The organism is Nitrospirota bacterium, from assembly GCA_016214855.1.
Lineage (GTDB): Bacteria > Nitrospirota > Thermodesulfovibrionia > Thermodesulfovibrionales > UBA6898 > UBA6898.
This window is the reverse complement of sequence record JACRMT010000003.1, coordinates 43,419-69,183: the sequence shown is the minus strand read 5'-3', so window position 1 is coordinate 69,183 and position 25,765 is coordinate 43,419. Positions and strand designations below refer to the sequence as shown.

Sequence of the window (25,765 nt, the reverse complement as noted above, 5' to 3'; positions counted from 1 at the left end):
GCTGGGAGAAAAACTACTTCTTCAGATAATCGCTGAGGCCGTATTTCTTAAGTTTAAGATACAGGGTCTTGCGGTCAATGCCGAGGACCTGACTTGTCTTCGACTGATTGCCATGGAACTCCCTGAGCACTCTGAGGATGTAGTCACGTTCCATCTCCTCAAGTGATCCGCCTGCTGCCTTATCGCCGGCCGCATGCGCAACAGGGATCGAAAGATCCTTGCCGGCTATTGTCTCAGAATCGCAGAGGATAACCGCACGCTCGATCACGTTCTCGAGTTCGCGCACATTTCCCGGCCAGTTGTACCCGCAGAGCGCTCCAAGGGCATCAGGCGTAAAGCCCCGTAAGGTCTTGGCAAGTTTCTGGCTGTATTTCCGGGCAAAGAACCCTGCAAGTTCTTCGACATCTTCTGCCCGTTCCCTTAGCGGCGGGATCGTGATGTTGATTACATTAAGCCGGTAGTACAGGTCCTCCCTGAATCTTCCCTGCCTGATCAGATCCCGGAGATCCCGGTTCGTCGCAGCGATCAGTCTGACATCAACATTCATGATCTTATTGCCGCCGACGCGTCTGAATTCGCCCGTATCCAGAAATCTCAGAAGTTTTGCCTGGAGTCCGATCGGCATCTCGGCGATCTCATCAAGAAAGAGCGTTCCCTTATCGGCAACTTCAACGATGCCGTGCTTTGTCTCATACGCATTGGTGAAAGCGCCCTTTTCATGACCAAAGACCTCTGACTCGATCAGGTTCTCTGAAAATGTAGCGCAGTTCAGGGCGATGATCGGCACTGAGTTGCGCCTGCTGTAGTGCCAGATCGTATTGGCCACCAATTCCTTGCCTGTACCGCTTTCTCCCTGAATAAATACCGGAGAATCCGTGGGAGCGATCTTCTGTATCAGGTCATGGATCTCTTTCATCTGACGTGAACGGCTGATGAATCTGAACGGAGTTTCCTTTCTCACGAGCTCCTGCTCAAGGAGCTGTGTCTTGATGCTCAATCTGCCGAATTCATAGGCCCTGTTGATGATGATCACCAGTTCGTCGAGCTTATAGGGCTTGGTGAGATAGTCGTAAGCCCCGTATTTCATTGCCTCTACTGCTGTTTCGACCGTTGCCTTTCCGGTAAGGACGATGATCGCAGGCGCCGACGGATCTGTCTTCAGCTTCTTCATGACCGTGATGCCGTCCACGCCGGGCATCATGATATCCAGCAGGACAACATCATAGGTATTCTGCCTTGCAAGGCTGAGAGCGGTCTTGCCGTCAGGAGCAACATCCGCAGTAAAGCCTTTCCGCGCAAGTTCCTTCTTCAGGAGCCTTCTGAGCGGCTCTTCATCATCAACAACAAGGACCTTAATCATGGACCGCCTTTAAGGGGATCCATATGACAAATGTCGTGCCTCCGGGCTCGCTCACCGCATCGATGCTGCCGCCGTGCTCCTCAATGATCTTGTGGCATATCGAAAGACCGAGGCCAGTGCCTTCTCCTACCGGTTTGGTGGTGAAAAAAGGATCGAATATTTTTCCCAGTATGGCAGGATCGATCCCTGCGCCCGTGTCCGAGATCGTGACCCCGACGCCCGGATCATGCTGCAGGAGCCCGCCTTCTGCATCCCGCTCGGTTGCGATCGTAATGCTGCCGCCCTCAGGAGTGAAATACATGGAATTGATGATGATGTTCATGAATACCTGCCTCAGGTTGCCGGGGTCTGCGAATACCTTCGGGATATCCCTGTCAAGGCTGAGCACAATGTCATGGTTCAGCCTCTTGGCCCTGTGGTTCACCAGAAGTATGACCTCCTTGATCAGCTCATTCATATCTATCTCGCGGAACGTGCCGCCTGTCGGCCGCGCAAAATCAAGCAGGCTTCTGAGTATGCCCTTGCACCGGAAGATCTCGTTATGGATCGTCTGGAGATATTCGGGAAAATCTTCGAACTCGGGAACGCCCTGCAGGGTCTCATCTTTCGCACGGTCAAGGAGCGCCTCGGAATACCCTGCAATAATGCCGAGGGGGTTGTTGATCTCATGCGCTATGCCCGCAACGAGCGTGCCGAGGGATGCGAGCTTGTCTGAGCGTATCAGTTGCTGCTCCAGCCGCTTCTGACTGGTCACATCCTTAAGATAGTGGACAAGGGAATAGAGCCGTCCCTCGTCATCGATAAGAGGGTAGGTCCAGAAATGAAAGATATTGCCGCTCATGCCCTTCATCTCCCGAAAACAGGGCCTCTTGCCTGCCATGGTCTCCGGGCAGATGCAATCCTCCTCGAGCGCGCCGACCCGCTCGAGCAGTTCCCCGCAGCTTTTTCCGGCTGCCTCTGCTGACGTGAGACCTGCCCGCGCAAGTACGGTCCTGTTTGCGCGGATGACACGCTGGTTCATGTCCTCTATCCAGACCATGTCCGTGATGGCATCAAAGGTCTTTTCCCATTCTTTCTTGTCGCGTGATATCTCCTGAAAAAGGAGCGCATTCTCCAGCGCGATCGATATATGCTTGGCAACCGGCAGAAGGATATCAAGGTCCCGCTCGGAATAGTTCGCAGGCTTGCTGCTGTCAAAGTTGAAGACACCGAGTATCTTGTCGTGAAAGAGCGGAATGCTTATGGTTGAGCTGATGCCCTCTCTCAGCAGTTTTTTGTCGAGAGCAAATTTCGTATCATGCAGATCGCGGCTGATCCAGGGTCTGTTATTCCTCACGACCCATCCGGCGCTCGTCCCTTCGATCGGGGCCCTCACCCCCTTGCCCATGATCGTATGCATGTCGGTATCAAGAGCAAAGATAAGCAGGTTATCCTCCTTCTCATCATAGAGCAGAAGACTGGCCCTGTCATAATCTATGAGCTTCCTGATCTCCGACACCATCATTCTGAAGATCGTACCTATGCTGAGGCTTGAGTTAACAATGCCGCTCAGCTCATTGATCAGCTCGATCTGTTTCATGTTCCAGTGGAGCTGCTCGATCAGGCGTATATTTTCGATGGCAACTCCCAGCATGTTTCCGATCGGCACCAGGAGCTGCGTATCCATGGAGGTGAAGAACGCCTGTCTTCTGCTTGCAAGCCCCAGCACGCCAAGGAACATACCTTTTGAGCGAATCGGGATAGCAACCACGCTCTCAATGCCTTCCGGGCCGGTCTGCAGGGATGTTACCCTCGGGTCGCGCGACGCCCTCTCCACGAGGAGCGGCATGCCTGAGGCAAAGACCTTCCCAAAAAGGCATTCGCCCTGCTTCAGATTCTGCGCAGAATAAGCGCCTTTGATCTGACTCTTCTCGACCTGAAGATGGAGCAGCTCTGCATCAGCGTCAAGGAGATAGATCCATCCCTGCTCTGTTTCCATGATATCCAGCAGCATAGCAATGCTCTCCTGCATGATCGCCTCGATCGCCTCGTGGCGCGCAAGGATGTCGGCAAAGGTCTTGAATATGGAAAGCTCTTTGGTCCTCTGAAAAGCCTTTCTTTGAAGCTTCCGCTGCTCCGATATATCCTGCACAACAACGAGTCTGAGGGATGAACCGTTCTCCTGAGAGGGAATAATCGATACCTTTGCATCAAACAGGTCTCCGTTCTTTTTGATACAGGAGGAAAGAAACCGGGTATCCGGATAGGAGCTGCTGATATCAGACGGCATGCCCTGGTGAAGAGCAGCCATCTTGAGGATATTCCTTCTGTCCGGAAGCACAACTGCATTCAAGGGCTTGCCGGTCATTTCCTCACCGGCATACAGAAAGACCGCAGCAGAACTTTCATTGCAGGAAACGATGACAAAGGACTCGTCGATAAGAAAGACAGGCATATTCAGAAGGTCAAAGGTCTTAAGGGTTGCTGCCGCCTCTTTCCGGACAAGCGTTTTCATGCAATACTATAACACGTTGCCCTATGGTGGGGAGGAGGGACTGCGGCAGGATCTGCCCATTATGGCAGCAAACTTTATACAATTTTCTTGACAGTACTCCTTCCCTCAAGTATTTTTTTAAAGGGGACGGCCCAGTATTCACCAACTCAATAGCATCTTCAGCAAGAGCGTCAGCGGGTATAAGCATGCCATCAGACAGTATTTTGACGGTGTCGTATCAGAAGGAGGGAACGGGGACCACAGGACGACAGACTAAGCGCTGCAATGCAGGAAATCAAGCCTATTCCAACTATATAAACAAGGAGGATTTACCATGAAGACATTACGTATTATTTTATTAAGTCTTATGTTGGGGCTGCTTCCGGCACTCGCTTTCTCAGCAACTTACGAAGTGACGGTTGATGAAAACGGCCCACATCCTGCTGAATTAACCATTCTTAAGGGAGATACGGTCAGGTGGATAAACAGGGGGGCGGCCCCTCTTTCTGTAGGCAACGATACACAAGAATACTATCGTGTAGTTGAATTTAATGCTGATCGGCTTGCCCTCGGGGGTTCTTTTGAATATACATTTCAACTGCCGGGCGAGTTTCCCTACAGATCGTTGATAGATCATGACCAATATGGCCGAATTATCGTTGAAGGAGTCACCATCTCACCTGCCAATGCGTATTTCTTGGCTCGCAAACCCTTGATCTGATGATTTATGAAAAACATATCCCTCAGGCCGGAGACAGGATGAGAATATTGCTTAACGGACGGGTCATATATAATGGCAGCGACTTTCTCACCATAGAGAGTATCTCGACACCGACGCTCCAGATTGGCATCACGCCCGGGCTCTACGCCCGATATATCCGGATACCAGTTTCAGCTGATTACAACGGGTCGGGTCGTCATACCTTAACGGTAGAAATATATAGCTCCTCCGGTCGTGTATTAAGAGATACTGCTGTTTATGGTGTATTTGGATCTACAACTCCACCTGCGTAAGGACTGAGAGACCTGACCTGGAGAGTCAGCGTTAGAGCCCGCCGCAAGGTGTGGCGGATAAAGCGCAGGACGTGAGTCTGGATAAATACCCATCAGGGCGGATGCGTCAAGAGTAGCTGGGTGATAGTGAACTGATGAAATAGCCATAAAGCAAAAAATATTCGTTATGTGGGGAAAAATGAGCAACAGTATCTATTTAACAAGAAGTTTTCGGAGAGTATTTGTTATCTGGCTGCCTGTTATAATATTTGGCATTCTTGTCGGCATATGCTCTGAGAGCTATGGAAAAAGCAAACAGCGTCCCATCGAGCTTGATGAACTTATCAAGCGGCAAGCCCCAAAGAAACCTGCGCATAGTAGAATTCCTGTCGATAATTTCGAGAATGCTATTATAGTCAAGTTTGTTGAGGGCTCCGCAGTGAGGTTGCGCAATGGCAATGTGATAAGCCTTAGAGGACATGATCTCGGAGCATTTCATGCAGCTCTTGCCGGTTTATGGCAGAGTATTAATATCAGCCGAATAAATCAGAATGTGTGCCGGTGCGCTCAAAGATGATCTCCCTTGCCTTAAGATCCACCTTATAAATAAGCAGCCAGTCCTGTTCGATATGACATTCCCGACGGCCTTTGTAATTGCCTGTAAGTGCATGGTCACGGTGACGCGCCGGGAGGGAGTCTTCATTGGCAAGTGATCTCATAAGCCCCCGCAGCCTTTCAACGTCCTTGCCGCGTTTCTGAGCCTTCTTAAAGTCTTTTTTGAATAGGGTTGTTGTACGAAATATAAGCATTAAAGGCCCATTTCCGTAAAAAATTCGTCAACATCCTTGTAAGTGGTTAATTCTTTCCCCTCATCGGTCTTTTTGAATGTTGCTCGCGTCAAGGCATTGGGGATCTTCTCCTTTGCCTGCAGATACCCCATAAAATCAATAACCACCTTCAACTTGTCTTCAGGTAGATTGTCTATAGCTTTCTTTGCCTGCTTCTGTAATGTTGCCTGCATGGTATTACCTCCTGATGTCCTATTTTATCAGACTATACAGGAAAATTCCGTCAAGGAAACAGTATGTAGTTTTTATGTAGTTCACCTGATAGTCAATTTCTCGCAACCCCGCATAAATAGACGCTGTGTGATATCAGATGATACGGTGTGAAATGCCGTCAACGTGCAGGCGAAGTGCCCGATGGAAGAAAAGCAGCAGGGATCTGCTACAGGGTCTGCACAAGCCTTTTTCCAGCCTCATATGCATCCTTCAGGGCAGTGGGGTGATCGGAAATTGCTCCCTTCGCATCGACGCCGAGAAAACCGAGCACTTCATGGCTCGGGACACTGATCGTCCTGAAGAATGCCTTTGCAGCAGCATCGCCGCACTGGATGCCGATATCCTTTTTCATGCCGCCGACAAGAATAAGAAGCCCTTTTCTGCCATGCAGACCCTCAGGTATCGTCTTTTTCAGGAGGTACTTCTCACACCAGAATGACTGACAGCGGTCTATCATAGCCTTTGCCTGGGCGCTCATGCCGAAGAAAAAGATCGGGGAGGCAAGGATGATCCTGTCTGCCTCCCTGATATCCTGATAGATTTCGGTCATGTCGTCATTAATGATACAGACACCGTTCTTGTCACATCCGCCGCAGTCCTGACAGGGTTTGATGCGCAGGTAGTTAAGCTTGCAGATCTTCACCTCATGCCCCTGCTCCTGAACGGCCCTTATCGCCTCATTGAGCAGAAGCTCAGTATTGCCGTCAACTCTCGGGCTGCCTAAAAAAGCGAGCACCTTCATGGTTCAGTCGATCTTTCTGAACGCCTGTTTCTTCGCCTTGCAGATCGGGCATTCATCAGGCGCATGGTCCTCTACCGTGTTGCCGCAGACCTGACATACATAGTAATCCGTCTCGGCATTCCTGCCCAGGGTCTCAAGCGCCTTCTTATACAGGTCAGCATGGATCTTCTCCACCTCGTTCGCATATACAAAGGTCCTTTCTGCAAGGGCATTGCCTTCAGCCTTTGCCTCGGCGATCATCTTCGGGTATATGCTCTCGAATTCGAAGGTCTCGCCGCCGATGGCAGCCTCAAGGTTCTCTTTTGTCGATCTGATGCCGCCGAATTCCCTCAGATGGTTATGCGCATGCACGGTCTCTGCCTCGGCTGCTGCCCTGAAAAGCTTTGCTGCCTGCTTGTAACCTTCTGTTTCTGCCTTTTTGGCAAAGGCAAGGTATTTCCTGTTTGCCTGCGATTCCCCGGCAAACGCCTCTTTAAGATTCTTCTCTGATTTTGATGCCATGCTGACTCCTCCTTATGTAATGGTTATCTTGATATGCGGTGTTCCACGGTATTCAGAACTCATTATACTATAGTTGCATTTCTGCCGGACCTGATATCAGCCGATCTTTTCCATCGGCTTCCCGCAGCAAAAAAGGGTGCCGCCACCGCCGGTTGTAACCGCAACTTCATTGCCGCATACTGCACACTTGTAGTTCTCGCCTTTTTTTGTCATAAGCTTTTCCCCTGATTATTTTTTTTGGTATGAGTGTTCTTTCCTGAAACGTTTCCTATCCAATCTTCTCAAAGGCATTCTTGCCGACTTTGCAGGTGGGGCATTTCCAGTCGTCCGGCAGATCTTCGAACTTCGCAACCTGATCCTTCTCTTTGTACAGCCATTTGCAGGTGGCACAACGCCAGAGGCCGAAATCCTCCCGCTCGCCTGTTCTTGAAACAACTTCCCAACCCTTCTCTATCCATTCCTCAATACGGGGCGGATAGTATCCCGAGAATATTATTTTGTCACGAGTGTCCTCCATCGACACTTCGACGGTCAGATCGCCTTTTCTTACGCTATAGCCCCAGTCGAACAGTTCAACAGACTCCGGCCCTGTTGCCTTGCCTGAAAAGCTGACTGTGTTCCCGCTCCTCTTCACTTTTGTCCAGCTGTAACAGCAGGGCAGCACTGATGTGCAGCCGCATTTGCCGTTCTTCAGATCAAGGCCGTCCACTCTCAGGCCTCCGGGTATCTTTTCAAGAGATATTTCCATGCTTTGCTCCAGTGGTCAAGGGTCCTGTTTCGAATGAAACAGTCAGTGAATTATTGATTCCTTCTTGAAGATCTTATGGCCGCAGGTGTGACAGATCGTTTCATCCTCATCCGTCCATATCTCTATCTCATTGCCGCATTTGATGCAGGCAATGAATTCCGGCACCGGAATATTCCTGGTGCTGCAGGGGCTCTTCTTCTGGCTGATATCACTGCCCTGCATGAGCCTTCCTCCAACCCTCGCGCGCAAGTCTGTCCATCCGGTCAATACCCCATCTCCTGATCTCCTCGATGTACTTTTTCGGGTTGATCCTGGAGAGTTTGACCAGTTCTTCCCGCTCTTTCACCGAGTCGATATGGTCCATCGGATAAACTCCGCGCCAGGTGCAGTACCCCTGATCAAAGAGATACTCCGGTGTTATCTCTGCGCCGCAGAGCTTGTGACCGGAGAACCGTGCTATGTCCATATCAAAGTCTATTATCCAGTCATTGTCTCTGATCATGGTCCGGTCATCGAAGGCAACAGAAGAACTGCACTGGGGGCAGTAGAGCCTGTCAACGAGCTCCGCAGGCATCACCTCGTCGCGAAAATTAAAGCTTGCTGTCTGCGCACCGCAGACGCAGGTCTTTTTATGATCCATGCACATACATACTCCTCCTTTTAATGGGTCTTCGTCCTGCAGACAGGGCAGATCCCGTAGAATTCGATATGGTTTCCGGTGATCCTGAATTTGCCTTTCATCGCTTCCGGCAGGTCAAGGTTGAACGTCATATGGATATCCTGGACCCTCTTGCATGACAAACAGATAAGATGATGGTGGGGGTCTGTGCAGGGATCGAATCTTTTTTTGTCCGGATCGATCGTCAGCTCAAGGATATGACCTTTTTCCCTCAACGTGTCCAGGGTGTTATAGACCGTTGCAAAGGACATGGTCGGATGCTGAACAGAAACCGCCTTATAGATATCATCCGCTGACGGATGATCAGTATTGCCATCGAGGAAATCGAGTATGGCAAGCCGCTGCGGCGTGAGCTTCAGACCTATGTCTCTAAATTTGTGCATATTGTATTGATACTCATTATTGTCTGATAATTTTTATCATACAATAATTATTCTTGTCAAGAAAAAAATCACGGCCAGCAGCCCTCAGAGGGAAGGGAGACTGAAAACTGCATATCAGAACGCAGATCACCTTTTCAAAAACAGACAGGGAAAACATTAGAAACCGGAAGCAGATGTATTAAGAAGATGATAGCAAAAACATCACGATAACATGCTACAATATGTTTTGGAACGTATGAAAAAGATATTTGTTATCGAAAGGTCTGCAGACGTCTTCAACACGGTGAAGCATTACCTCAAAGAGGACAATCTTCTTTACATTTCTTTTGAGAACGTGCGCGAGGCTCTTCTGTCCCCGGACATGCCGGCTCTTATCGTACTGTTCGGCAGCGACAGTTTTCAGGAGATCCGGGCTGATATTGCCGACCTGAAAGACAACCCTTCGTTTGTGAAGGTCCCGAAAATCCTGATACTGCCCTTCAACGCAACCATTACCCAGGGAGAGTGCAGAAGCCTCGATGTGCAGGAGACCTTTTTCATTCCTGTGGAAAAGCTCAAGTTCCAGACGGCGATCTCCAAGTTCCTGTTGCGGTCACCTCGTCGCGTTTTCCGCATCCTGGTGAACGTTCAGCAGGACGGGAGCAATCTCCGCTACTCAGGCATATCCATGGACTTCAGTGAAAGCGGTATGGCCTTTGAATGCGTTTCCGATTTCCCGGTCGGAGAAAAGCTTCAGGTCAGCTTTGTAAACCCGAAGAATCGCAGCAGGTTCTCGCTTAAGTCAGAGGTTGTGAGAAAGACATCAACACCGACCGGCAGTTCGGTATTCTATGGCGTAACCTTCAGACAGTTATCGGAAAAGGAAGCCCAGGACCTTACGCAGTTCATCTCCGGCGGGGCATAACCGCACGATAAACAATCAGCGAAGTCAACGAGGATTTAGTAATTACGGCATAGCCATTTCACTGTTCTACGGCTGTAGAGAAACGACAACCAATCCTGACCACGCGCTTGTCGTCCCTGTCCAGGCCACTGCAGTGGAACTTGTGTAGCTTCCGGCAGCAGTGTGTTTTGCAGTCGTAAAAGTCCTGCTGGTCTGCGCGTCAGTCAATAGTCAATCCTGCCCCCATGATCCCTTCTTCCTCATTTCAACCCTTCCTCAATAAGTTAACTGCTTCAACAACGGCCCCAATATGTTTCCCCGATAAAGTTGTCTCTGTCTTTGTCATCTGCGACTATGTCCCTTTTCTCTATCCCTCTGCATATTACGTGGTGTAATGTGCCGGGAAAATCTAGTCTCGCCTGCCTTGGCATGAACTATTATTTCAACCCTCACCAACAAGTTAACTAATTCAACAACGTCCCCAAAAGGCTTTCTCAAAAGGCTTTCTTCATAATTTCAAATCATTATCAGTCTTCGGGCAAACCTGCTGCTCCGCTCAGCTGCCTGTCTTGCCGCTCCTCTGCTTCTGCAACGATTCTTATCTTCTTATGAATGCCGCGCTACTCAAACATCATGCCGCCTTGGCTTGTAACCTGGAGCAGTTTCTTTATGAAATTGTTTTTGACCACAGCGTCACCAGGCTCCGGAATGACCCGATTCTCCCGATAGCTATTTCGTTTCCATTCCAGGAATTCACTGCCTACACCGAATTTTTTGACCAGTGCTTCCAATTCCTGCTTGCTCGCTGTCAGAGTTAATAACCCCTTCGGTATATTGACCTTCTCTTTGCCAATGTCCTCGTAGATAGACCAGAGGCCTTTCAAATCGTCGATTTCATCGGCACTGAGATTGTCATGCCTGCTGCGAGGGTCGAGCCTGACCATACGCAACGCAATTTCATCAGCTTCAGTCTGACTCAGGAATACATCTTTGCGAAGTGAATAGGCTGCCTTCAAGGCATCCAGATATTGCAGGTCGATTTCTGCAGCAGTGCGGAAGTGACGGTAAGCTTCGTCCTTGCGTCCCTGGCTCTCGCGAAGCTGCCCAAGTAAATAATGAACCTGTGGTTTACGGGGCGCTGTCTTAGCCAGCCCGGTCAACACCTCTTCAGCAATGCTGACGCTCTGCTGGTGTGTGAATACCCCCTCGCAGCCGAAACAAAACCTGGCAACCTGACCAAACTGCTCCGGCATCCGTTCGAAAGCTATTTCGTAGTGCTTTCTGGCCGCCTCCATATCCCCCATTGAGGAGAGGCGCTCGGCAAGACGCCATTGAACACAATAGGCATCTGCAAAACTTTTCGATGCTTCTTCATACATGGCCAGACTTTTCCGTATAAGACCCGCCTCGGTGAACTTATCCCCCCTCTCGGCGGTTCTGATGGAAGTAACGACCCGCTCGAAGAAAGCTGAATCTTCCGTCTTTCCTTTGGCCTTGAGTATCTCGACAAGTTCTACATAGGCCCGCCCCCGATCTCCGGCCTTTTGCTCACCATCAGTGGGGTCGATCTTCAGTGCCTGCCGAATGGTTGCTTCGGCCTCATCCAACTTACCATTCTTCTTCAGGAGATGTGCCTTCCAGATGAGAGGGCGCTCCTCAAATCTGTCGCGGAGATATAATGTATCGAGCCAGGGGATTGCGGCAGCACCGAGGATTTCGGTCAGGATGATATAAGCTGAATCATCCCCCGGATTCCCCAATAGATGACTCTTGAGCATTTCGACCGCTTCGGTGTCGCGTCCTGCCAAATGAAGAGCCTTTGCCGTTATCGCGATCAGTGCTATATTTTCATCAGCTATATCGATGAGATCGACACCTCCCCACCATGCCGCTTTTTCCAAAAGCGTCAATACGTCTTCATGACGGCCGGCCCGGTCATAGATTTCGGCCAGTCTGAGCAGGTGTCCGGCAAGAACGCCACTGCTGAGCGCCCAATCGCGTGCGGCTGGCTGCGCATTCAACTCAGGAGCCTTAAGAAATGCCTGTATCACCGCCACGACCATCCTTTCCGCACCTGCCAAATCACCATTTTCCCAATACGCATCAATCATCATCCCTATTGGCGATTCTGAACCTCGCACATTCCAACTCGACATATCCGTAATGCTGATCCGCTGTCCCGCATCCTTGAGAGCTGAAAGAAATACTTCTTCACCTTCCCGTATCAGCTCCTTGCGCTCCAACAGCCTTCCTACGATGAACATGCGCGAGGCCAGTTTAAGCTTACTCCGCGTAACTGCAAGTTGGACCTGGGGCGTCTCCCGTCCGGCATCGACCATAAGCGTTTCGTGCAGCAGGGAAACGGCATCATCCACACGATCCATAGCAAGCAGAAGCTCAATCTGCCGCTCTCGAATCCCGAGCCGCGATTCCAGACCGATATTGGGCTTTTGGGCAGCTGCATCTATCATGGTAATAAGGACTTCTGAATCTTTGCCACTACCGGCAATTAAGCCGCACTCTTTCCAAAGCTGTAACTCAGGACGATTGGTCAGCAGATCTTTACAAAATTGGTTCAATTCAGTTGCAAATCGTAATTTATCAAAGGAGTGCCAGCTCTTTTCAAAGTCCTTGTTTTGGAAATCCGCAGACTCCATCCCCTTCGCCTTTTCCGTGGCTTCCGTTATCCGATTTTGAGCGATAAGCCCCATGATGTAAAATATCTTGGCTCTTCGACGGCTACTGTCATCCATAGTGGAGCGATACCCATATTTATTGACTGACTGGAAGATATCGGGTGACGACTCTTTTTTCCCTGCTTTGTCGGGGAATCGTTTGTCCAATGCCTCGTATAGGGTAACGTCATAGATACCAGTAACCAGTTCCCATTGGGGCTCTGTGATCTTCTCAATATTTTTCAGCAACAATCGCTTGGTAAGTTCCAGTGTAGCGCCGCCCGAAGGGACGTTGAGGGAAAGACCGGATATAGCGGTGGCGTTAAGAATCAGTTCCTCTGCGCGTTTTTCGCCAGCAAGCGTCACAAGGTCAGGGACCTGAACCGTTATACGTCCCTCTGGCCGCTCTCCCTTGAGCGATTGCAGATATGCATCGAAAGTGTCCACAATGGCATCAGTCCGTTTTGCATTTTTCTGCAATTGCATATCGACACGAAACTCCCGAAGCGGATATGACGAAGCGCGGTTCCCGCCCAGAGCAGCATTTGTTTTAAATTCAGCAACTGCCTTTTCCAGATTTGCTTTGTCCTGAGTCAAAAAATATACCAGCATTCGAAGCACGACTTCCTGATTACCGCCGTCTGTCGTTTGTCGCACGAGAACATGAGCCTTCAGTTCGTCCCACGCTGCAGGCGACGGGATGGCGGAGATAAGGGCTCTCATCGACAATTCATCAGCGCTTGGCGGTGCATAAGGGTTTATACGCTGTGACTTCAAGGCGTCCGGCGGCAACATCCGAAAGCGGTCGTAAAATTTCAACCAGCGTTCAACTGCTTCCGCTACCGGAAGCTTGGCCCGGGCCATCTTGAAACTCTCAAGATCACGCATTATCCGTTTTGCTTCTTCCTTGCCGGGATCAGCTGCTTGCTTATCGGCAGATCCGGTTGCCTTCTTGACAAGTGATATTACTCCATCTGCCCCGAGGAAATCGCCAGCCCTTGCTGACGATAAACCTAAGAATAAACTTGCCAGGAATATTAGCGCCACAATAAAGCGTAATCTTGTTCGTAATAGATGTTTTGTCGGGTAACTCATCCTGTTCCTCCTTATAGCAAAAAATATCATTATTCGCTCAATACGTCGGGCAAATGGAGAACGCTTCACTTGAGGGCGCGATTTTCAACGAACCTCTAAATGACTCGTTGGGTAAGGAATGTGATTGAAGATTGAAGCAAAAATGGAAAAGAACCAGCTTTTGATACATTGCGGCATCCGCATTGCGGTTTATGTCTCATCGTCCCCTCCCAAGGAATTGGAGCTTTGGTATTTTCATCAGCGTAGCGGAAGACAAAGGAGTTGTCAAGAAACATTTCATTTTGCATTGAAGCTTCCCTTGCAGATAGTCTTCAATACGCAACAAGATAATCTTAGCTGAGCGCCTTCAATATCCCGTTTAATAAGGCTGTTGGTGTCGGCGGGCAACCGGGGATATAGGCATCCACAGGGAGGACCTTGTCAACACCTCCCAGCGAAGCATAGCTCTGGCCGAAAACACCGCCGTTGCATCCGCAATCGCCCACTGCCACGACCAGCTTGGGTGCAGGTGTTGCATCATAGGTCCTCCGGAGCGCGATCGCCATGTTATGCGTTACCGGGCCGGTTACCAGCAGAAGGTCAGCAAAACGCGGAGATGCGGTGAAGTGCATGCCGAACCGTTCACAGTTGTAGACCGGGTTATTCATGGCATGGATCTCCAGTTCGCAGCCATTACAGGAGCCCGCATCCACCTGTCTGATCGTAAGACTCCGCCTGAACCTCTTCCTGATCGCCTCCTCAAGGCGCGTCCCGACCTCCCGGATCTCTGCCTCAATATCCGGCTGGAGCGGCTCGGTTACCATGCCGGTCCGAAATATCTGCCGCAGTATCCGTATCATGACAACCTCGTATAACGTCGAAAATGAGTGCAACAGGAGACGGGTTTGTAAAAAACTCCGGAGGCAAGGCGCGCAAGAAATAATGAGGAAAGAGGCGTATCTAACGATACGTCGCAGTGACGAGTTTTGAAGCGCAACGCAGTATACGGACTTTTTACGAAGCCGTTTATCATTACAGATCGTGTCCTGAATACGACTGGTTGAAACTCTTATTGCAGAGCGGAAAATCAGGCACGATGTTTCCTAATACTGCCAGCTCAAGGGCAAGCCAGTTGACGCTGGACGGGTCCCTTACCATACAGCGGTTCACCTCGCTATGCGGCCCTGACTGAAGCCAGTAGATGATCTCGCCCCGCCAGCCCTCCACCGCGGCAAAACCCGATATGTCAGGCCTCGGCAATGCGACCGGAACTGCTATCTCTCCTCCAGGCGTATCTTCGAGGAATTTCCTGATGATCCTGATCGACTCCCTGACCTCCTGTATCCTGACCCAGGCCCGTGCATGAACATCCCCCGATATCAGCACCGGCACATCAAGCTCAAGGTAGTCGTGTTTATCATAGGGAGGAAAAGGATTGAATATGCGGCAGTCAAGATTCATGCCGCTCGCCCTCGCAACGATTCCGACAACGCAAAGCTCCCTTGCCCTTTCCGGAGTGAGCACACCGGTATCCCTCACCCGGTCTTCAAGAGACGAATGCTCATCGTAGATGACAACAAGTCTTTCAAAATCTTTAGAAAGGACATCCATTTCAGCCAGGATCGCTTCCCTGCCGGCAAGATCGATATCCACCGATACGCCCCCGGGAATTACGCGGTCCATGATGAACCGATGGCCGAAGAGCTTTAAGTTCGTACTGACCATCATTTCCCGCAGACGTGCAAGCTGATAAAGCATAAATGCAAAAGCAGCATCATTGCAGATAGCACCGATATCGCCAAGATGGTTTGCGATCCTCTCCCGCTCAAGAAACAGCGCTCTAAGCCAATGCGCACGCTCAGGCACCCGGCATCCGGTCATGGATTCCAGCGCCATGCAGTATGCAATGCTGTGAGCCACCGTTGTGTCGCCTGAAACCCTTCCCGCAAGCTGAGCACCGTCTTTCCAGGAAAGTGACTCGAATTTCTTCTCGATGCCTTTATGCACATAACCGAGCCGCTCTTCGAGGTTGATCACATCTTCCCCCAGTGCCTGAAAACGGAAATGGCCCGGCTCTATAATACCTGCATGTACCGGACCGACCGGTATCTCATAGACACCTTCACCCTCTGCCCTGACCCATGCGTATTCCCCCGCCACTCTGGCCAGGGGTTTTGATGCATCAAAGGTTTTCCGCAACGGCCAGGCATCAGCAGGCCAGTCCTCGAACTTGATCCAGGGCCGTGCATCAGGATTGCCTGCCGGCGTAATGCCCATAAAGCTCTGTATCTGCCGCTCGAAACGGAATGCAGGGACAAACTTCTTCGTCAGGCTCGGGAACCTGAGATCGTCTGACGGCAGTTCGGTTTTAACGATCAGATACTCTGCCCCCCACCGATAACAGGCATAAACACCAAACCCCCTGCCAAAGGCAGTCTCGTCAGTCGCCCATTCTGCTGCCAGAAGCGCATAAGCCTTCTTCATCACCTTTGCAGCCTCTGCAAATCTGCCCCGCTGCACAATACAGGTGGTCACAGCTGCAGGATGCTGGCTGCTTTCAAAGCGTGCTTCGTCACCAAAAACTGATATGATGGCCTCTTTCAGCATGACACCCTCATTTCAATAACTCCACTGCCGTATGAAACCACGTGTTCAGAAAAGCAGGCATATAAATGCCGATGATCAGCACCAGGGCCAGATGGAGCAGCACCGGCAGATGCGCGGCCTTGACCGGTTTTTGATAGGACGGAATATCTCCGGCGACCATGGGCTGAACTTTTCTGAACAGCGCGGCAAAGGTGACGCCAAGACCGAGAAGAAGAAAGGGCGTCAAATAAGGCGCGTCCTTCATGGTAGCAGTAAGTATCAGAAATTCGCTCGCAAAGATCCCGAAGGGCGGCATGCCGACAATTGCCATTACGCCTATCATAAGGCCCCAGCCGACAAGAGGATTGCCCTTGAAAAGCCCCCTGATCCTGTCCATCTCCTGGGTCCGGTGCATCTGTGAGGCATGACCGACCGTAAAGAAGATGGCTGACTTCGCCAGACTGTGAACAAGCATATGAAGAAGCGCCCCAAAGGTGGCGATAGGACCGCCGAGGCCAAAGGCAAAGGTCGCTATGCCCATATGTTCTATGGATGAATAGGAGAACATGCGCTTGATATCCTTCTGTCTGAGCAGAGAAAATGCCGCAACGAGAATAGAAAGAAGCCCGAAGCCCATCATGATATTGCCTGCCTGATGCGTATGGGTTGATCCGTCAACCAGCACCTTGCACCGCACAAGAGCATACAGCGCAATATTGAGCAGGAGACCAGAGAGCACCGCAGATATGGGCGTAGGTCCTTCGCTGTGTGCATCCGGCAGCCAGTTGTGCAGCGGCACAAGCCCGACCTTGGTCCCATACCCCACCATCAGAAAGACAAAGGCAAGGGAAAGCACGGTCGGTTCAAGGCTCCCGCTCACCCTGCTCAGGTTCGTCCAGAGAAGGGCTTCTCCCCCTTCGCCTAACACCTTCTCTGCCGCAAAGTAGAGCAGCACGGTCCCGAACAGGGCCTGCGCTATGCCTACGCCGCAGAGGATGAAGTATTTCCATGCAGCTTCGATCGCTGTGGGCGTGCGATACAGAGAGACAAGCAGGACTGTCGAAAGGGTTGCCAGTTCCATGGCTATCCAGAGCACGCCGACGTTATTCGTCAGAAGACAGAGCAGCATGGCAAAGATAAAAAGCTGGAACATGGCATGGTAAAACCGCATACCAACATGGCCGACACGGCCATGCTCCCGCTCTCTCCTCATGTATCCTCTGCTGAACATGGCAGTGGTCATCGAGACAAAAGAAGTGAGCACCGAGAGATAAATATTAAAGGCATCAACAAAAAAGAACTTCCCTCCTGCAAGCATGGGACCCTGCAGATATACCTCAAGCGCAAGCCCGGCACCGGCTGCAAGCGTTGCAGCAGAACCGAAGATGTTGATCTCTGGAGCAAATTTCCTGTCTCCCACAAACGCCAATATTGCAGCCGCACAAAGAGGAACGCCCAACAGGATCAGAAGCATTGTACTGCTATTCATACCCACCCCTCGTAAGATGAAGGACCGGGCAGGATGGCTCAAAAGCCTTTCGCAGCGATTCCTTAGCGCATCGCAAGCACCGACACCAAATCCTCCAAGAGAGCGAATATGCAAAAATCGCCTTATTCCACATACCGCTAATGCCCAGAGAAATTATATCGCCTTGAAAGGCTTTGAAGCCGCTTGTCCGGTCTGAAGCCTTCACGCTCTAATCCCCCTCCTTCAGACGTGCCATCTGTTCAACATCCAGACTGTCAAAGGTCTTGTGGATATGGAAGAAGAAGATGCCGAAGATAAAGGCTGCAATGAGCACATCAAGGGCAACGCCGAGTTCAACAACAAGAGGCATGCCGTATGTCGCGCTCGTCGCCGCGAAGAAGAGCCCGTTTTCGAGCGCGAGAAACCCTATGATCTGGGTGACCGCATGTTTCCTGGTGATCATCATCAGAAGCCCGAGCATGACCGTAGCCAGCGCTACCGCAAGGGTCGAGCGTGTTATGAGATTCGAGAGCTCCCTGACAGGAGCGGTAAGATGATAGGAAAATATTACCAGCGCAATGCCGATCATCATGGTCATCGGAATATTCACGATCGTTTCGACCTCTTTGCGGATCTTGAGGCGATTGATAAGCACATGGAGGATGTAGGGAAGCAGAAAGACCTTCAGAGAAAGGGTCAGCACGGACGATATGTACAAATGATGCTTGTCTGCAACAAAGCCGACAATGGCGGTATTCAGAGAAAGAAAGAAGCCCTGCCAGGCAAAGAGATGGATAAGGCCGTACACCCTCTTCTGCACCAGCATGCCGAATGCGGTAAGAAGGACCAGGGCCGCAAGAAAGCTGTTTATCTGAGCCGCAATATGCAGGTTCATGTCTTATTTGGGGACTGGGGTTTAGGGTTTTGGGGTTGGTTCTTTACCAATCCCTGACCCCTCATCTCTAATCCCTTCTTCTCCCTCTCACTCCAGAATAAAAAATGACAACATACCAAGGGTTGCCATTAAAAAAGCTGATCCCAGAAATTCGGTCAAACGGAAAAGCCGCATCTTTGCCAGGCCGGTCTCTATCAGGACCAGCACCACTCCCGATGCAGCGAGCTTAAGCAGCAGAAATATAAATGCCATGCCTGAAGCAACCGGACTCCCTGTCGCGTCAATGCCCCAGGGAAAGAAGAGTACTGCACCGAGCGCCATAAAAAGGGTAAGCTTCATCATGCCTGCCCATTCGAGAAGTGCCAGATGCCGCCCTGAATATTCAAGGATCATCGCCTCATGGATCATGGTCAGTTCCAGATGCGTAGATGGGTTATCAACCGGTATCCGGCCGGTCTCTGCGAGACTTACCTGTACAAAGGCCAGGAATGCAAAGGCAAGTGACGGCCGCAGCAGAGACTGGCCGTTGTACACGACCTCCACGATCTGAGAAAGCGATGTTGACCTTGCAGCCAGGGAGACCGTAAATATGGCCATGAGCATGGCAGGCTCAGCCAAGGAAGCTATGGTCATCTCTCTGCTCGATCCCATGCCGCCGAATGCGGTGCCGATGTCCATGCCTGCCAGGGCAGTAAAAAATCGTGCAATAGCAAAGAGGGCCACCAGTACAATGACATCAGCAGACGCTGCAAGAGGCAGGTCAATTGACAGCATCGGGATGATCCCTCCCGCAAGGGTTGCAGTGCCAAAGACAATATACGGGGTGAACCTGAATATCCAGGAAGCATTCCCGGCCAGGATCACGTCTTTGGCAAAGAGCTTTATGAGGTCGCGGTAGGGCTGTAACAGTCCGGCCGTGGTCCGGCCCTGGAGCCAGCACTTCAGCGTCCTGACCCACCCGACATAAGCCGGAGCAATGACCAGGATGATCAGGATCTGCAGTATCTCTGTTATAAAGGGATAAAGGTTCATCGTGTAAATATCAGCAGGATAATAATGGTCACAAAAGAATAGATGAGATAGGTCTGTATGCGGCCCTGCTGCAGCATGCCTACCCTGCGTGAGACCCAGAAACTGGCATCAATAAGCGGTTTATAGAACCAGCCCCAGAAGCGGTCGCGTATGCGGAGATAATAATGCATCCTCACGGGAAATGCCCTGTGCGCTGCATGGCCATCAAGTTTCACCCGCTCCCTGATGCTGAAGAAAAAACCGAAGATCCGCCGTATGGGCATCGCAAAAGACGTAGACGTATACTGCATACGCTGTGTCACTTTCTCAAAACCGCAGTCCCAGAGAGGAACCCGTTTGATCGAGCCTGATCTGACATGCAGCAGAAGATAGGCAATGATAATGACCGCGAGGATCACGAAAAATACCATCGGCCCGGAGTATGAGGCCCTCTCGCGCGCAACCGGTGTCAGCCACATCCAGCCAAACGCACCTGCCGAGGTGCTGATCTTCGAACCGACAAGCAGCTCAGGCACGGCATCCATCCAGTCGATGACCAGGGTCGGCAGAATGCCGAGGAAAAGGCAGCAGACCGCGGCCATGATCATGCCCAGCTTCATGGGCCAGTTCACCTCCTGGATATGAGGGGCATGCTGGCCGCGCCACTGGCCGAGGAAGGTAACGCCAAAGGCCTTCACAAAACAGGCAGCAGACAGCGCAGCAGTAAGTGCAAGGAGCGCAGCTCCCATCGGGATCAGCAGTTTCATCAGCGGGCTCGGCAGAGAAGGAGAGAGCAGAAATGCCTGAAAAGTAAGCCACTCAGACACAAAACCATTGAAGGGCGGCAGCCCTGATATGGAGACGCAGCCGACGAGGAAAAGCGCAGAGGTCCAGGGGAGCAGATGAATGAGACCGCCCATCTTCTCCATATTTCTTTCATGTGCAGCATGGAGTACACCTCCGGCGCCCATGAAAAGAAGCCCTTTGAACATGGCATGGTTCAGCGCGTGATAAAGGCCTGCGGTAAGAGCAAGAGCAGCAAGCAGGGGCAGCTGAAATGAGGTAAATATCATGGCAAGCCCGATGCCGATAAGCACGATCCCTATATTCTCAACCGAAGAATAGGCAAGGAGTCTCTTCAGATCATTCTGCATCAGCGCAAACAGCACGCCGATCACGGCAGATACCAGGCCCAGCACCAGCACCAGCGCTCCCCACCACCAGGGGAAAATACGGATAAGATCAAAGGTCACCCGGACGATCCCGTAAATGGCGGTCTTGAGCATAACACCGCTCATCAGGGCAGAGACATTTGACGGAGCAACAGGGTGAGCCTCAGGAAGCCAGACATGCAGGGGGATCATTCCTGCCTTTGCAGCAAAACCGAAAAAGGCCAGCAAAAACGCAGCAGTCGCCCATGCCGGTGTGAACTGAGCCTGCCGCATGGCGTCAAAGGTGTATCCATGAAACCCTTCAAATCCTGTCACCAGGCCGGCCATGACCCCAAAAGAAAGGAGTATGGCAATGGCACCGACATGTGCAACAACTATATAGAGGAATGCTGCCCGCCGATTTTCTATGCGTTCGTCCTCAAAAAGCACAAGGAAGTATGAAGCTGCAGCCATCACCTCCCAGGCGATGAGGAAGAACAGGGCATCATCAGCAAGAATGACCATGAACATGCCGGCAAGGAAGAGCGCATAAAAGACAACAAGCCTTGTGACCGGCCTCTGAACGATAATGCCTTTAACATACCCAAGCGAATAGATCGAAACAATGAACGAAAGAGCGCTGACGATCGTGAGAAAAAATCCTGCAAGCGGGTCGAGCCTGAGATGAAACGGCAGATCAGGCAGGCCCATGGCCATCATAGCCTGACTAATGCTGTTGCTGTTTACTGCCCATACTCCGGCAGCAAGGGCAAGCAGAGAGGCTGCAGAGGCAAGGGTAAAACTGACCGCAACAAGCAGGCGCTGGAATCTGCCAAGGAACATTGCCAAAACTGCCGATCCGAGAAGCAGGAGAACCGCTGAACCGGCAAGCTGCATGGGATCAATATGCATTACGCTGCACCTGTCTTAATATCTCCTCGCCTTAAGTACGCTATCTTGCAATCCATTGTCCTCAGAAAAATATTCATGAATTATAACACCAATGAGCAATAATAGTGCATTGCAGCTGCCGGAAGCAGGTTTACACTCCGGAGTGTTTACGCTCTGAAGTGCGAGCCTATGACTCCTGTGGCCGGCTTATGAGCAAAACCAGACAGCTGGCTGTTTATCTTTATGAGGTTCCGACAAGACAGGGCAATGCTATAATATCACCACCTATATCACCGGAGGCAGAGCTATTTCTTCGATAATCATAGACGGGTATAATCTCATCGGCATACAGCACCGGGATCTGCAGAAAGAGCGGGAACAGCTTATTCAGCAGCTTATTGCATACCGAAAACTGAAAGGTCATGACATCACCGTTGTATTTGATGGCTGGAAATCGGGAGGCAGTCGCCAGGAGGAGGCCGTTACCGCAGGTGTCCGCGTTATCTACTCGCGTCTGGGTGACAAGGCAGACGAGGTGATCAAGACCATGATAGAGCAGGACCGGAAAGAGTGGGTCGTGATCAGTTCGGACAGGGAGATCATGGACCATGCCTGGAACAACAGTTCAGTGCCGGTTCCTTCTGCCCAGTTCTTAAGCAGGCTTGAGCAGAGCATTCATCTCAACCGCCCCCAGCTCCGCCTTGGTAAGAATGGGAACATGCTCACTGATGGCGACAACGAACAGCCAGCTGATGATGAGGATGATGATATGAGGCAGAAAGGCAGTTCGCGACAACGATCAAAAAGAGAGAAGGCTCTCATGCGAGTGCTCAGAAAACTATGACCAGAAACTTCCTTGCACTGCTCAGACCCGCTGATGCCCTGAATTTCCTCTCGCTGACGGCGCTTACGGTCATCGCCGTCATATTCAGCCGCGTGATCGACCATGCATCCCTTCTTATTCTTCTCTATAGTGCTATGTTCCTTGTTCAGGCGCTCCTGCTCCTGTTCAGGGATAAAGGCCGGTTTATGCACTGGGTCTATCATCTGATCTTTCCGACCATATCGATTCTCGCCATCTTCGACAGTCTGGAATATATTGTTCATGCTGTCAATCCCCAGGACATAGACCCGATTCTGATAAAGCTCGATTTCGTTTTTTTTGGCGGTCATCCTACTGTCATGATGGAAAAGATCATGCACCCCCTGCTTACGGATGCGCTCCAGGTCGCCTATTCCAGCTACTATCTTCTGCCGTTCACGATCGGCATCGTGCTTCTTGCACAAAAACGTGAGCGGGAGTTCGACTATGCCCTTTTTATGATCATGCTCTGCTTCTATCTTTCCTACGCCGGGTATCTGCTCTTCCCTGCGCTCGGCCCGCGCTTCACCATGATGCATCTGCAGACTACTGACCTCCAGGGCTTTGTTCTGACTGCGCCGATACAGGAACTGCTGAACCGTCTTGAAGGCATAAAGCGTGACGCCTTTCCGAGCGGTCACACCGGCATCGCCCTTACCGTCCTCTTCCTTGCATTCAAGTTCGAGAAAAAGCTCTTTTGGATATTTCTGCCCTTTGTCGCAGCACTCATCTTTTCTACGGTTTACCTCAGGTATCATTATGTGGTAGATGTATTGGCAGGGTTCAGCCTGACAGCCCTGACCTTCTTTTTCGGAGGCGCCTATTATGGATACTGGCAGAAAAGAATTCATTCTGATCGTTGAGGATGAAAAAAAGATCTCTGATATCGTCAAGGCCTATCTTGACAAAGAAGGGTTCAGGATACGGGTTGCTGAAAACGGATCAGCTGCGCTCAAACTGCTGAAGGAAGCTCCTGACCTGATCATTCTGGACCTGATGCTCCCTGATATGGCAGGGGAAGAGCTTTGCGCCACGATCAGGCAGACCTCTGATGTCCCGATCATCATGCTTACGGCAAAGAGCGGTGAGGAAGACAGGGTCAGGGGACTCGGCATCGGTGCAGACGATTATGTGGTCAAACCCTTCAGTCCGAAAGAACTTGTTGCCCGTGTAAAAGCGCATTTAAGACGGTCAGGCAAAACAAAGAGACATCATCTCAGATACAACAAGGGCAGACTTTCGGTTGACCTGGACCGTCACGAGGTTTTTCTGGACGGCAAGTCCCTGCAGCTTACGCTCACCGAGTTCAAGATCCTCACATCCCTGGCCGAAAACCACGGCAGGATACTCTCACGCAACCAGATCGTGAATATTGTCCAGGGATTCGATTTTGAAGGATACGACAGGACCATTGATGCACATGTAAAAAATCTGCGCCACAAAGTAGAGAAAGACTCGAAGTCGCCCGAGTTCATACAGACCGTGTATGGCGTAGGGTACAAATTCATCGGAATACCTGATGAGGAATAAGCTTTTTCTTTCTTTTCTCGCTGTTGTCCTCCTTGCACTTATCTCAGGGCTTATCTATGAACGTCTTATCACAAGAGATTTTGAAGAATATGTGAGCGGCGCCAGAGAAGACCGGCTGTACTGGATCATGGCAGCCGTTGAAGGCAGTTATAGCGACGGCAGATGGGACCATGCTGCGCTGCACGAGGCCCTGCACTGGGCCATAATGCTGGGATTCGATGCGAGGATAGATGATTCTGAAAACCGTGAGGTGATGAGTTCAACAGCCGCCATTGCCATGCTCACACCCTCCATGAAGAAGCGGATGCTTGCGATCACCGACCTCAACTCTGCAAAGGGGGAATATGAACCCTATCCCCTCTATCAGGAAGGAAGGGAGATCGGCACCATGCAGGTGAGACGGCTGAACAGGCCTGGCATTGAAGAGAAAGAAACCGTCTTCAGAAAAAGAGGGATCTATTTTCTGATCGTTGCCTTTGCCATTGCGGGCGGCGGGGCAGTTCTTCTCTCCCTGTTCTTCAGTCTCTTCTTTTCGCGGCCGATGAAAAAGATGAAAGAGGCTGTAGAAACCCTTGCAGCAAGCGATTTCAGCGTGCGCGTCCCGGTATATTCGGGAGACGAACTCGGCCAGCTAAGCCGCAGCTTTAACTACATGGCAGAGGCGCTGGAGCGCGAAGAGGCCCTGCGCAGACATCTGACGTCCAATATTGCCCATGAACTTCGCACGCCGCTTGCTGTCATGAAGGCAACAATAGAGGCAATGAGCGACGGCGTCATCGCTGATCAGACCATAGGTCTTGAAAATATCCGGGCTGAGACCGAAAATCTGATAAAACTCGTGCAGGGCATCGAAGATGTTACCAAGGCCGAGGCCAGTTTTTTTACAAAAAAGAACATTGTGCAGTTTGACCTCAGGGAGCTGCTCGTGCGCATCAGGGAGAGGATGCTGCCCCTTGCCACGGAAAAGGGACTGGCGATAACGCTTTCAGGCAGAGGGGAACTGCCCGTATCTTCTGATCCTGAAAAACTGGAACGGATTGTGCAAAACATCCTCTCCAATGCGCTGAAATATACAGATAACGGTTCGATATCCATTGATGTCGGCAAAGACAGCAGCGGTTTTTTCATCGAGATCACTGACACGGGAAAGGGTATAGCCCAGGACAGGGTACAGGACATCTTCAAAAGGTTTTACCGGGGTGAGGAATCAAATGGCATTGGACTTGGCCTCGCCATTGTCAAGGAACTGGTCGATGCCATGGCAGGAACAATAGAGGTAAAGAGCGTAGACGGAAAAGGCTCAGCGTTCAGAATATGGATACCTAACCTCCCCTAACCCCTCCTTGGTAAGGAGGGGGAAAAGTGGCAAGACTCAAAAAGGGTTACTTCCTCCCCTTACCAAGGGGAGGTCAGGTGGGGTTTTAAAGTAATTAATGTCACGGCAAACGAGGTTATGCAAAAGAATTGAAAATACTTATGAACATCCCTTATAAGAGGACAAAGAACGGTATAACGATCGAGGTGAAGGTCGAGCCCAGGTCTTCGCAAAAAGGCATTGCCGGTGTGATGGACAACAATGTCCTGAAAGTAAAGCTCACATCACCGCCTGTTGAGGGGGCGGCGAACGAACAGCTGATCGAGGTGCTTGCAGAGGAACTGCAGGTGAAAAGATCACAGGTAAGGGTTATCAGGGGTCAGTCATCAAAAAGAAAAGTGGTTGAGATCAGCGGCATTGAGGAGATCGCTTGAAGGCAATCCTTCATAATTTCTTCATCACTGTGGCGTAGGATAACAGCAGG

At 50.9% G+C, this 25,765-nt stretch carries 25 protein-coding genes; 7 read left to right on the top strand and 18 right to left on the bottom strand.

Annotation, left to right across the window (positions count from 1 at the left end; translation table 11 throughout):
* Positions 1-13: 13 nt before the first annotated feature.
* Positions 14-1,360 (bottom strand): sigma-54-dependent Fis family transcriptional regulator, encoded by a 1,347-nt coding sequence (locus HZB62_01450; GenBank protein ID MBI5073825.1) that lies wholly within the window; start codon positions 1,358-1,360, stop codon positions 14-16.
* Positions 1,353-3,854 carry a GAF domain-containing protein gene (locus HZB62_01445; protein ID MBI5073824.1) on the bottom strand — a complete coding sequence of 834 codons (2,502 nt, stop codon included), beginning with the start codon at positions 3,852-3,854 and terminating at the stop codon, positions 1,353-1,355. The genes HZB62_01450 and HZB62_01445 overlap by 8 nt, the downstream gene beginning before the upstream one ends.
* Positions 3,855-4,167: 313 nt before the next feature.
* Between HZB62_01445 and HZB62_01440 the strand changes: the two genes are divergently transcribed.
* Positions 4,168-4,554 (top strand): hypothetical protein, encoded by a 387-nt coding sequence (locus HZB62_01440; protein MBI5073823.1) that lies wholly within the window; start codon positions 4,168-4,170, stop codon positions 4,552-4,554.
* Between the two features lie 805 nt (positions 4,555-5,359).
* Here HZB62_01440 and HZB62_01435 read toward each other — a convergent pair.
* From HZB62_01435 to HZB62_01395, 9 genes are all read right to left on the bottom strand, one after another.
* Positions 5,360-5,635: a type II toxin-antitoxin system YafQ family toxin gene (locus tag HZB62_01435; protein MBI5073822.1), complete on the bottom strand. Its 276-nt coding sequence runs from the start codon at positions 5,633-5,635 to the stop codon at positions 5,360-5,362.
* Positions 5,635-5,847 (bottom strand): hypothetical protein, encoded by a 213-nt coding sequence (locus HZB62_01430; protein ID MBI5073821.1) that lies wholly within the window; start codon positions 5,845-5,847, stop codon positions 5,635-5,637. Before HZB62_01430 ends, HZB62_01435 begins: the two co-directional genes overlap by 1 nt.
* Positions 5,848-6,053: 206 nt before the next feature.
* On the bottom strand, positions 6,054-6,629 hold the full coding sequence (locus HZB62_01425; GenBank protein MBI5073820.1) for a flavodoxin family protein: 576 nt from the start codon (positions 6,627-6,629) through the stop codon (positions 6,054-6,056).
* A 3-nt stretch (positions 6,630-6,632) separates the two neighbouring features.
* Positions 6,633-7,130, bottom strand: coding sequence for a rubrerythrin family protein (locus HZB62_01420; protein ID MBI5073819.1), 498 nt, complete (start codon positions 7,128-7,130; stop codon positions 6,633-6,635).
* A 96-nt stretch (positions 7,131-7,226) separates the two neighbouring features.
* Positions 7,227-7,343, bottom strand: a complete 117-nt coding sequence (locus HZB62_01415; protein MBI5073818.1) for a desulfoferrodoxin FeS4 iron-binding domain-containing protein — start codon at positions 7,341-7,343, stop codon at positions 7,227-7,229.
* Positions 7,344-7,398: 55 nt separating this feature from the next.
* A complete protein-coding gene (locus tag HZB62_01410) occupies positions 7,399-7,878 on the bottom strand; it encodes a rubredoxin (GenBank protein MBI5073817.1) in 480 nt (159 codons plus the stop codon).
* A gap of 42 nt (positions 7,879-7,920) precedes the next feature.
* Positions 7,921-8,100: a hypothetical protein gene (locus HZB62_01405; protein ID MBI5073816.1), complete on the bottom strand. Its 180-nt coding sequence runs from the start codon at positions 8,098-8,100 to the stop codon at positions 7,921-7,923.
* Positions 8,087-8,518: a hypothetical protein gene (locus tag HZB62_01400; protein MBI5073815.1), complete on the bottom strand. Its 432-nt coding sequence runs from the start codon at positions 8,516-8,518 to the stop codon at positions 8,087-8,089. The genes HZB62_01405 and HZB62_01400 overlap by 14 nt, the downstream gene beginning before the upstream one ends.
* A 20-nt stretch (positions 8,519-8,538) precedes the next feature.
* Complete coding sequence (locus HZB62_01395; protein MBI5073814.1) at positions 8,539-8,940, bottom strand: transcriptional repressor; 402 nt, start codon at positions 8,938-8,940, stop codon at positions 8,539-8,541.
* Positions 8,941-9,175: 235 nt separating this feature from the next.
* On the opposite strand from HZB62_01395, the gene HZB62_01390 reads away from it, so the two are divergent.
* A complete protein-coding gene (locus tag HZB62_01390; GenBank protein ID MBI5073813.1) occupies positions 9,176-9,844 on the top strand; it encodes a PilZ domain-containing protein in 669 nt (222 codons plus the stop codon).
* 599 nt (positions 9,845-10,443) lie between these two features.
* Here the strand turns inward: HZB62_01390 and HZB62_01385 are convergent.
* The 7 genes from HZB62_01385 to hyfB form a co-directional block, all read right to left on the bottom strand.
* Positions 10,444-13,593, bottom strand: coding sequence for a tetratricopeptide repeat protein (locus HZB62_01385; protein MBI5073812.1), 3,150 nt, complete (start codon positions 13,591-13,593; stop codon positions 10,444-10,446).
* 332 nt (positions 13,594-13,925) lie between these two features.
* A complete protein-coding gene (locus HZB62_01380) occupies positions 13,926-14,432 on the bottom strand; it encodes an NADH-quinone oxidoreductase subunit B family protein (GenBank protein MBI5073811.1) in 507 nt (168 codons plus the stop codon).
* Positions 14,433-14,604: 172 nt separating this feature from the next.
* Positions 14,605-16,179: an NADH-quinone oxidoreductase subunit C gene (locus HZB62_01375; GenBank protein MBI5073810.1), complete on the bottom strand. Its 1,575-nt coding sequence runs from the start codon at positions 16,177-16,179 to the stop codon at positions 14,605-14,607.
* 7 nt (positions 16,180-16,186) lie between these two features.
* Positions 16,187-17,647 (bottom strand): hydrogenase 4 subunit F, encoded by a 1,461-nt coding sequence (locus HZB62_01370; GenBank protein ID MBI5073809.1) that lies wholly within the window; start codon positions 17,645-17,647, stop codon positions 16,187-16,189.
* A gap of 208 nt (positions 17,648-17,855) precedes the next feature.
* Positions 17,856-18,521 (bottom strand): formate hydrogenlyase, encoded by a 666-nt coding sequence (locus tag HZB62_01365; protein ID MBI5073808.1) that lies wholly within the window; start codon positions 18,519-18,521, stop codon positions 17,856-17,858.
* A gap of 87 nt (positions 18,522-18,608) precedes the next feature.
* Complete coding sequence (locus HZB62_01360; protein MBI5073807.1) at positions 18,609-19,553, bottom strand: NADH-quinone oxidoreductase subunit H; 945 nt, start codon at positions 19,551-19,553, stop codon at positions 18,609-18,611.
* Positions 19,550-21,595, bottom strand: a complete 2,046-nt coding sequence (gene hyfB, locus HZB62_01355) for a hydrogenase 4 subunit B (protein MBI5073806.1) — start codon at positions 21,593-21,595, stop codon at positions 19,550-19,552. Before hyfB ends, HZB62_01360 begins: the two co-directional genes overlap by 4 nt.
* A gap of 256 nt (positions 21,596-21,851) precedes the next feature.
* On the opposite strand from hyfB, the gene HZB62_01350 reads away from it, so the two are divergent.
* From HZB62_01350 to HZB62_01330, 5 genes are all read left to right on the top strand, one after another.
* The gene (locus HZB62_01350) at positions 21,852-22,418 is read left to right on the top strand and encodes an NYN domain-containing protein (protein ID MBI5073805.1); all 567 of its coding nucleotides are present in this window, start codon (positions 21,852-21,854) and stop codon (positions 22,416-22,418) included.
* On the top strand, positions 22,415-23,299 hold the full coding sequence (locus tag HZB62_01345; protein ID MBI5073804.1) for a phosphatase PAP2 family protein: 885 nt from the start codon (positions 22,415-22,417) through the stop codon (positions 23,297-23,299). Before HZB62_01350 ends, HZB62_01345 begins: the two co-directional genes overlap by 4 nt.
* Positions 23,262-23,966 (top strand): response regulator transcription factor, encoded by a 705-nt coding sequence (locus HZB62_01340; protein MBI5073803.1) that lies wholly within the window; start codon positions 23,262-23,264, stop codon positions 23,964-23,966. Before HZB62_01345 ends, HZB62_01340 begins: the two co-directional genes overlap by 38 nt.
* Positions 23,956-25,302, top strand: a complete 1,347-nt coding sequence (locus HZB62_01335; GenBank protein ID MBI5073802.1) for a HAMP domain-containing histidine kinase — start codon at positions 23,956-23,958, stop codon at positions 25,300-25,302. The genes HZB62_01340 and HZB62_01335 overlap by 11 nt, the downstream gene beginning before the upstream one ends.
* 140 nt (positions 25,303-25,442) lie before the next feature.
* Positions 25,443-25,715: a YggU family protein gene (locus HZB62_01330; GenBank protein ID MBI5073801.1), complete on the top strand. Its 273-nt coding sequence runs from the start codon at positions 25,443-25,445 to the stop codon at positions 25,713-25,715.
* Positions 25,716-25,765: the final 50 nt, after the last annotated feature.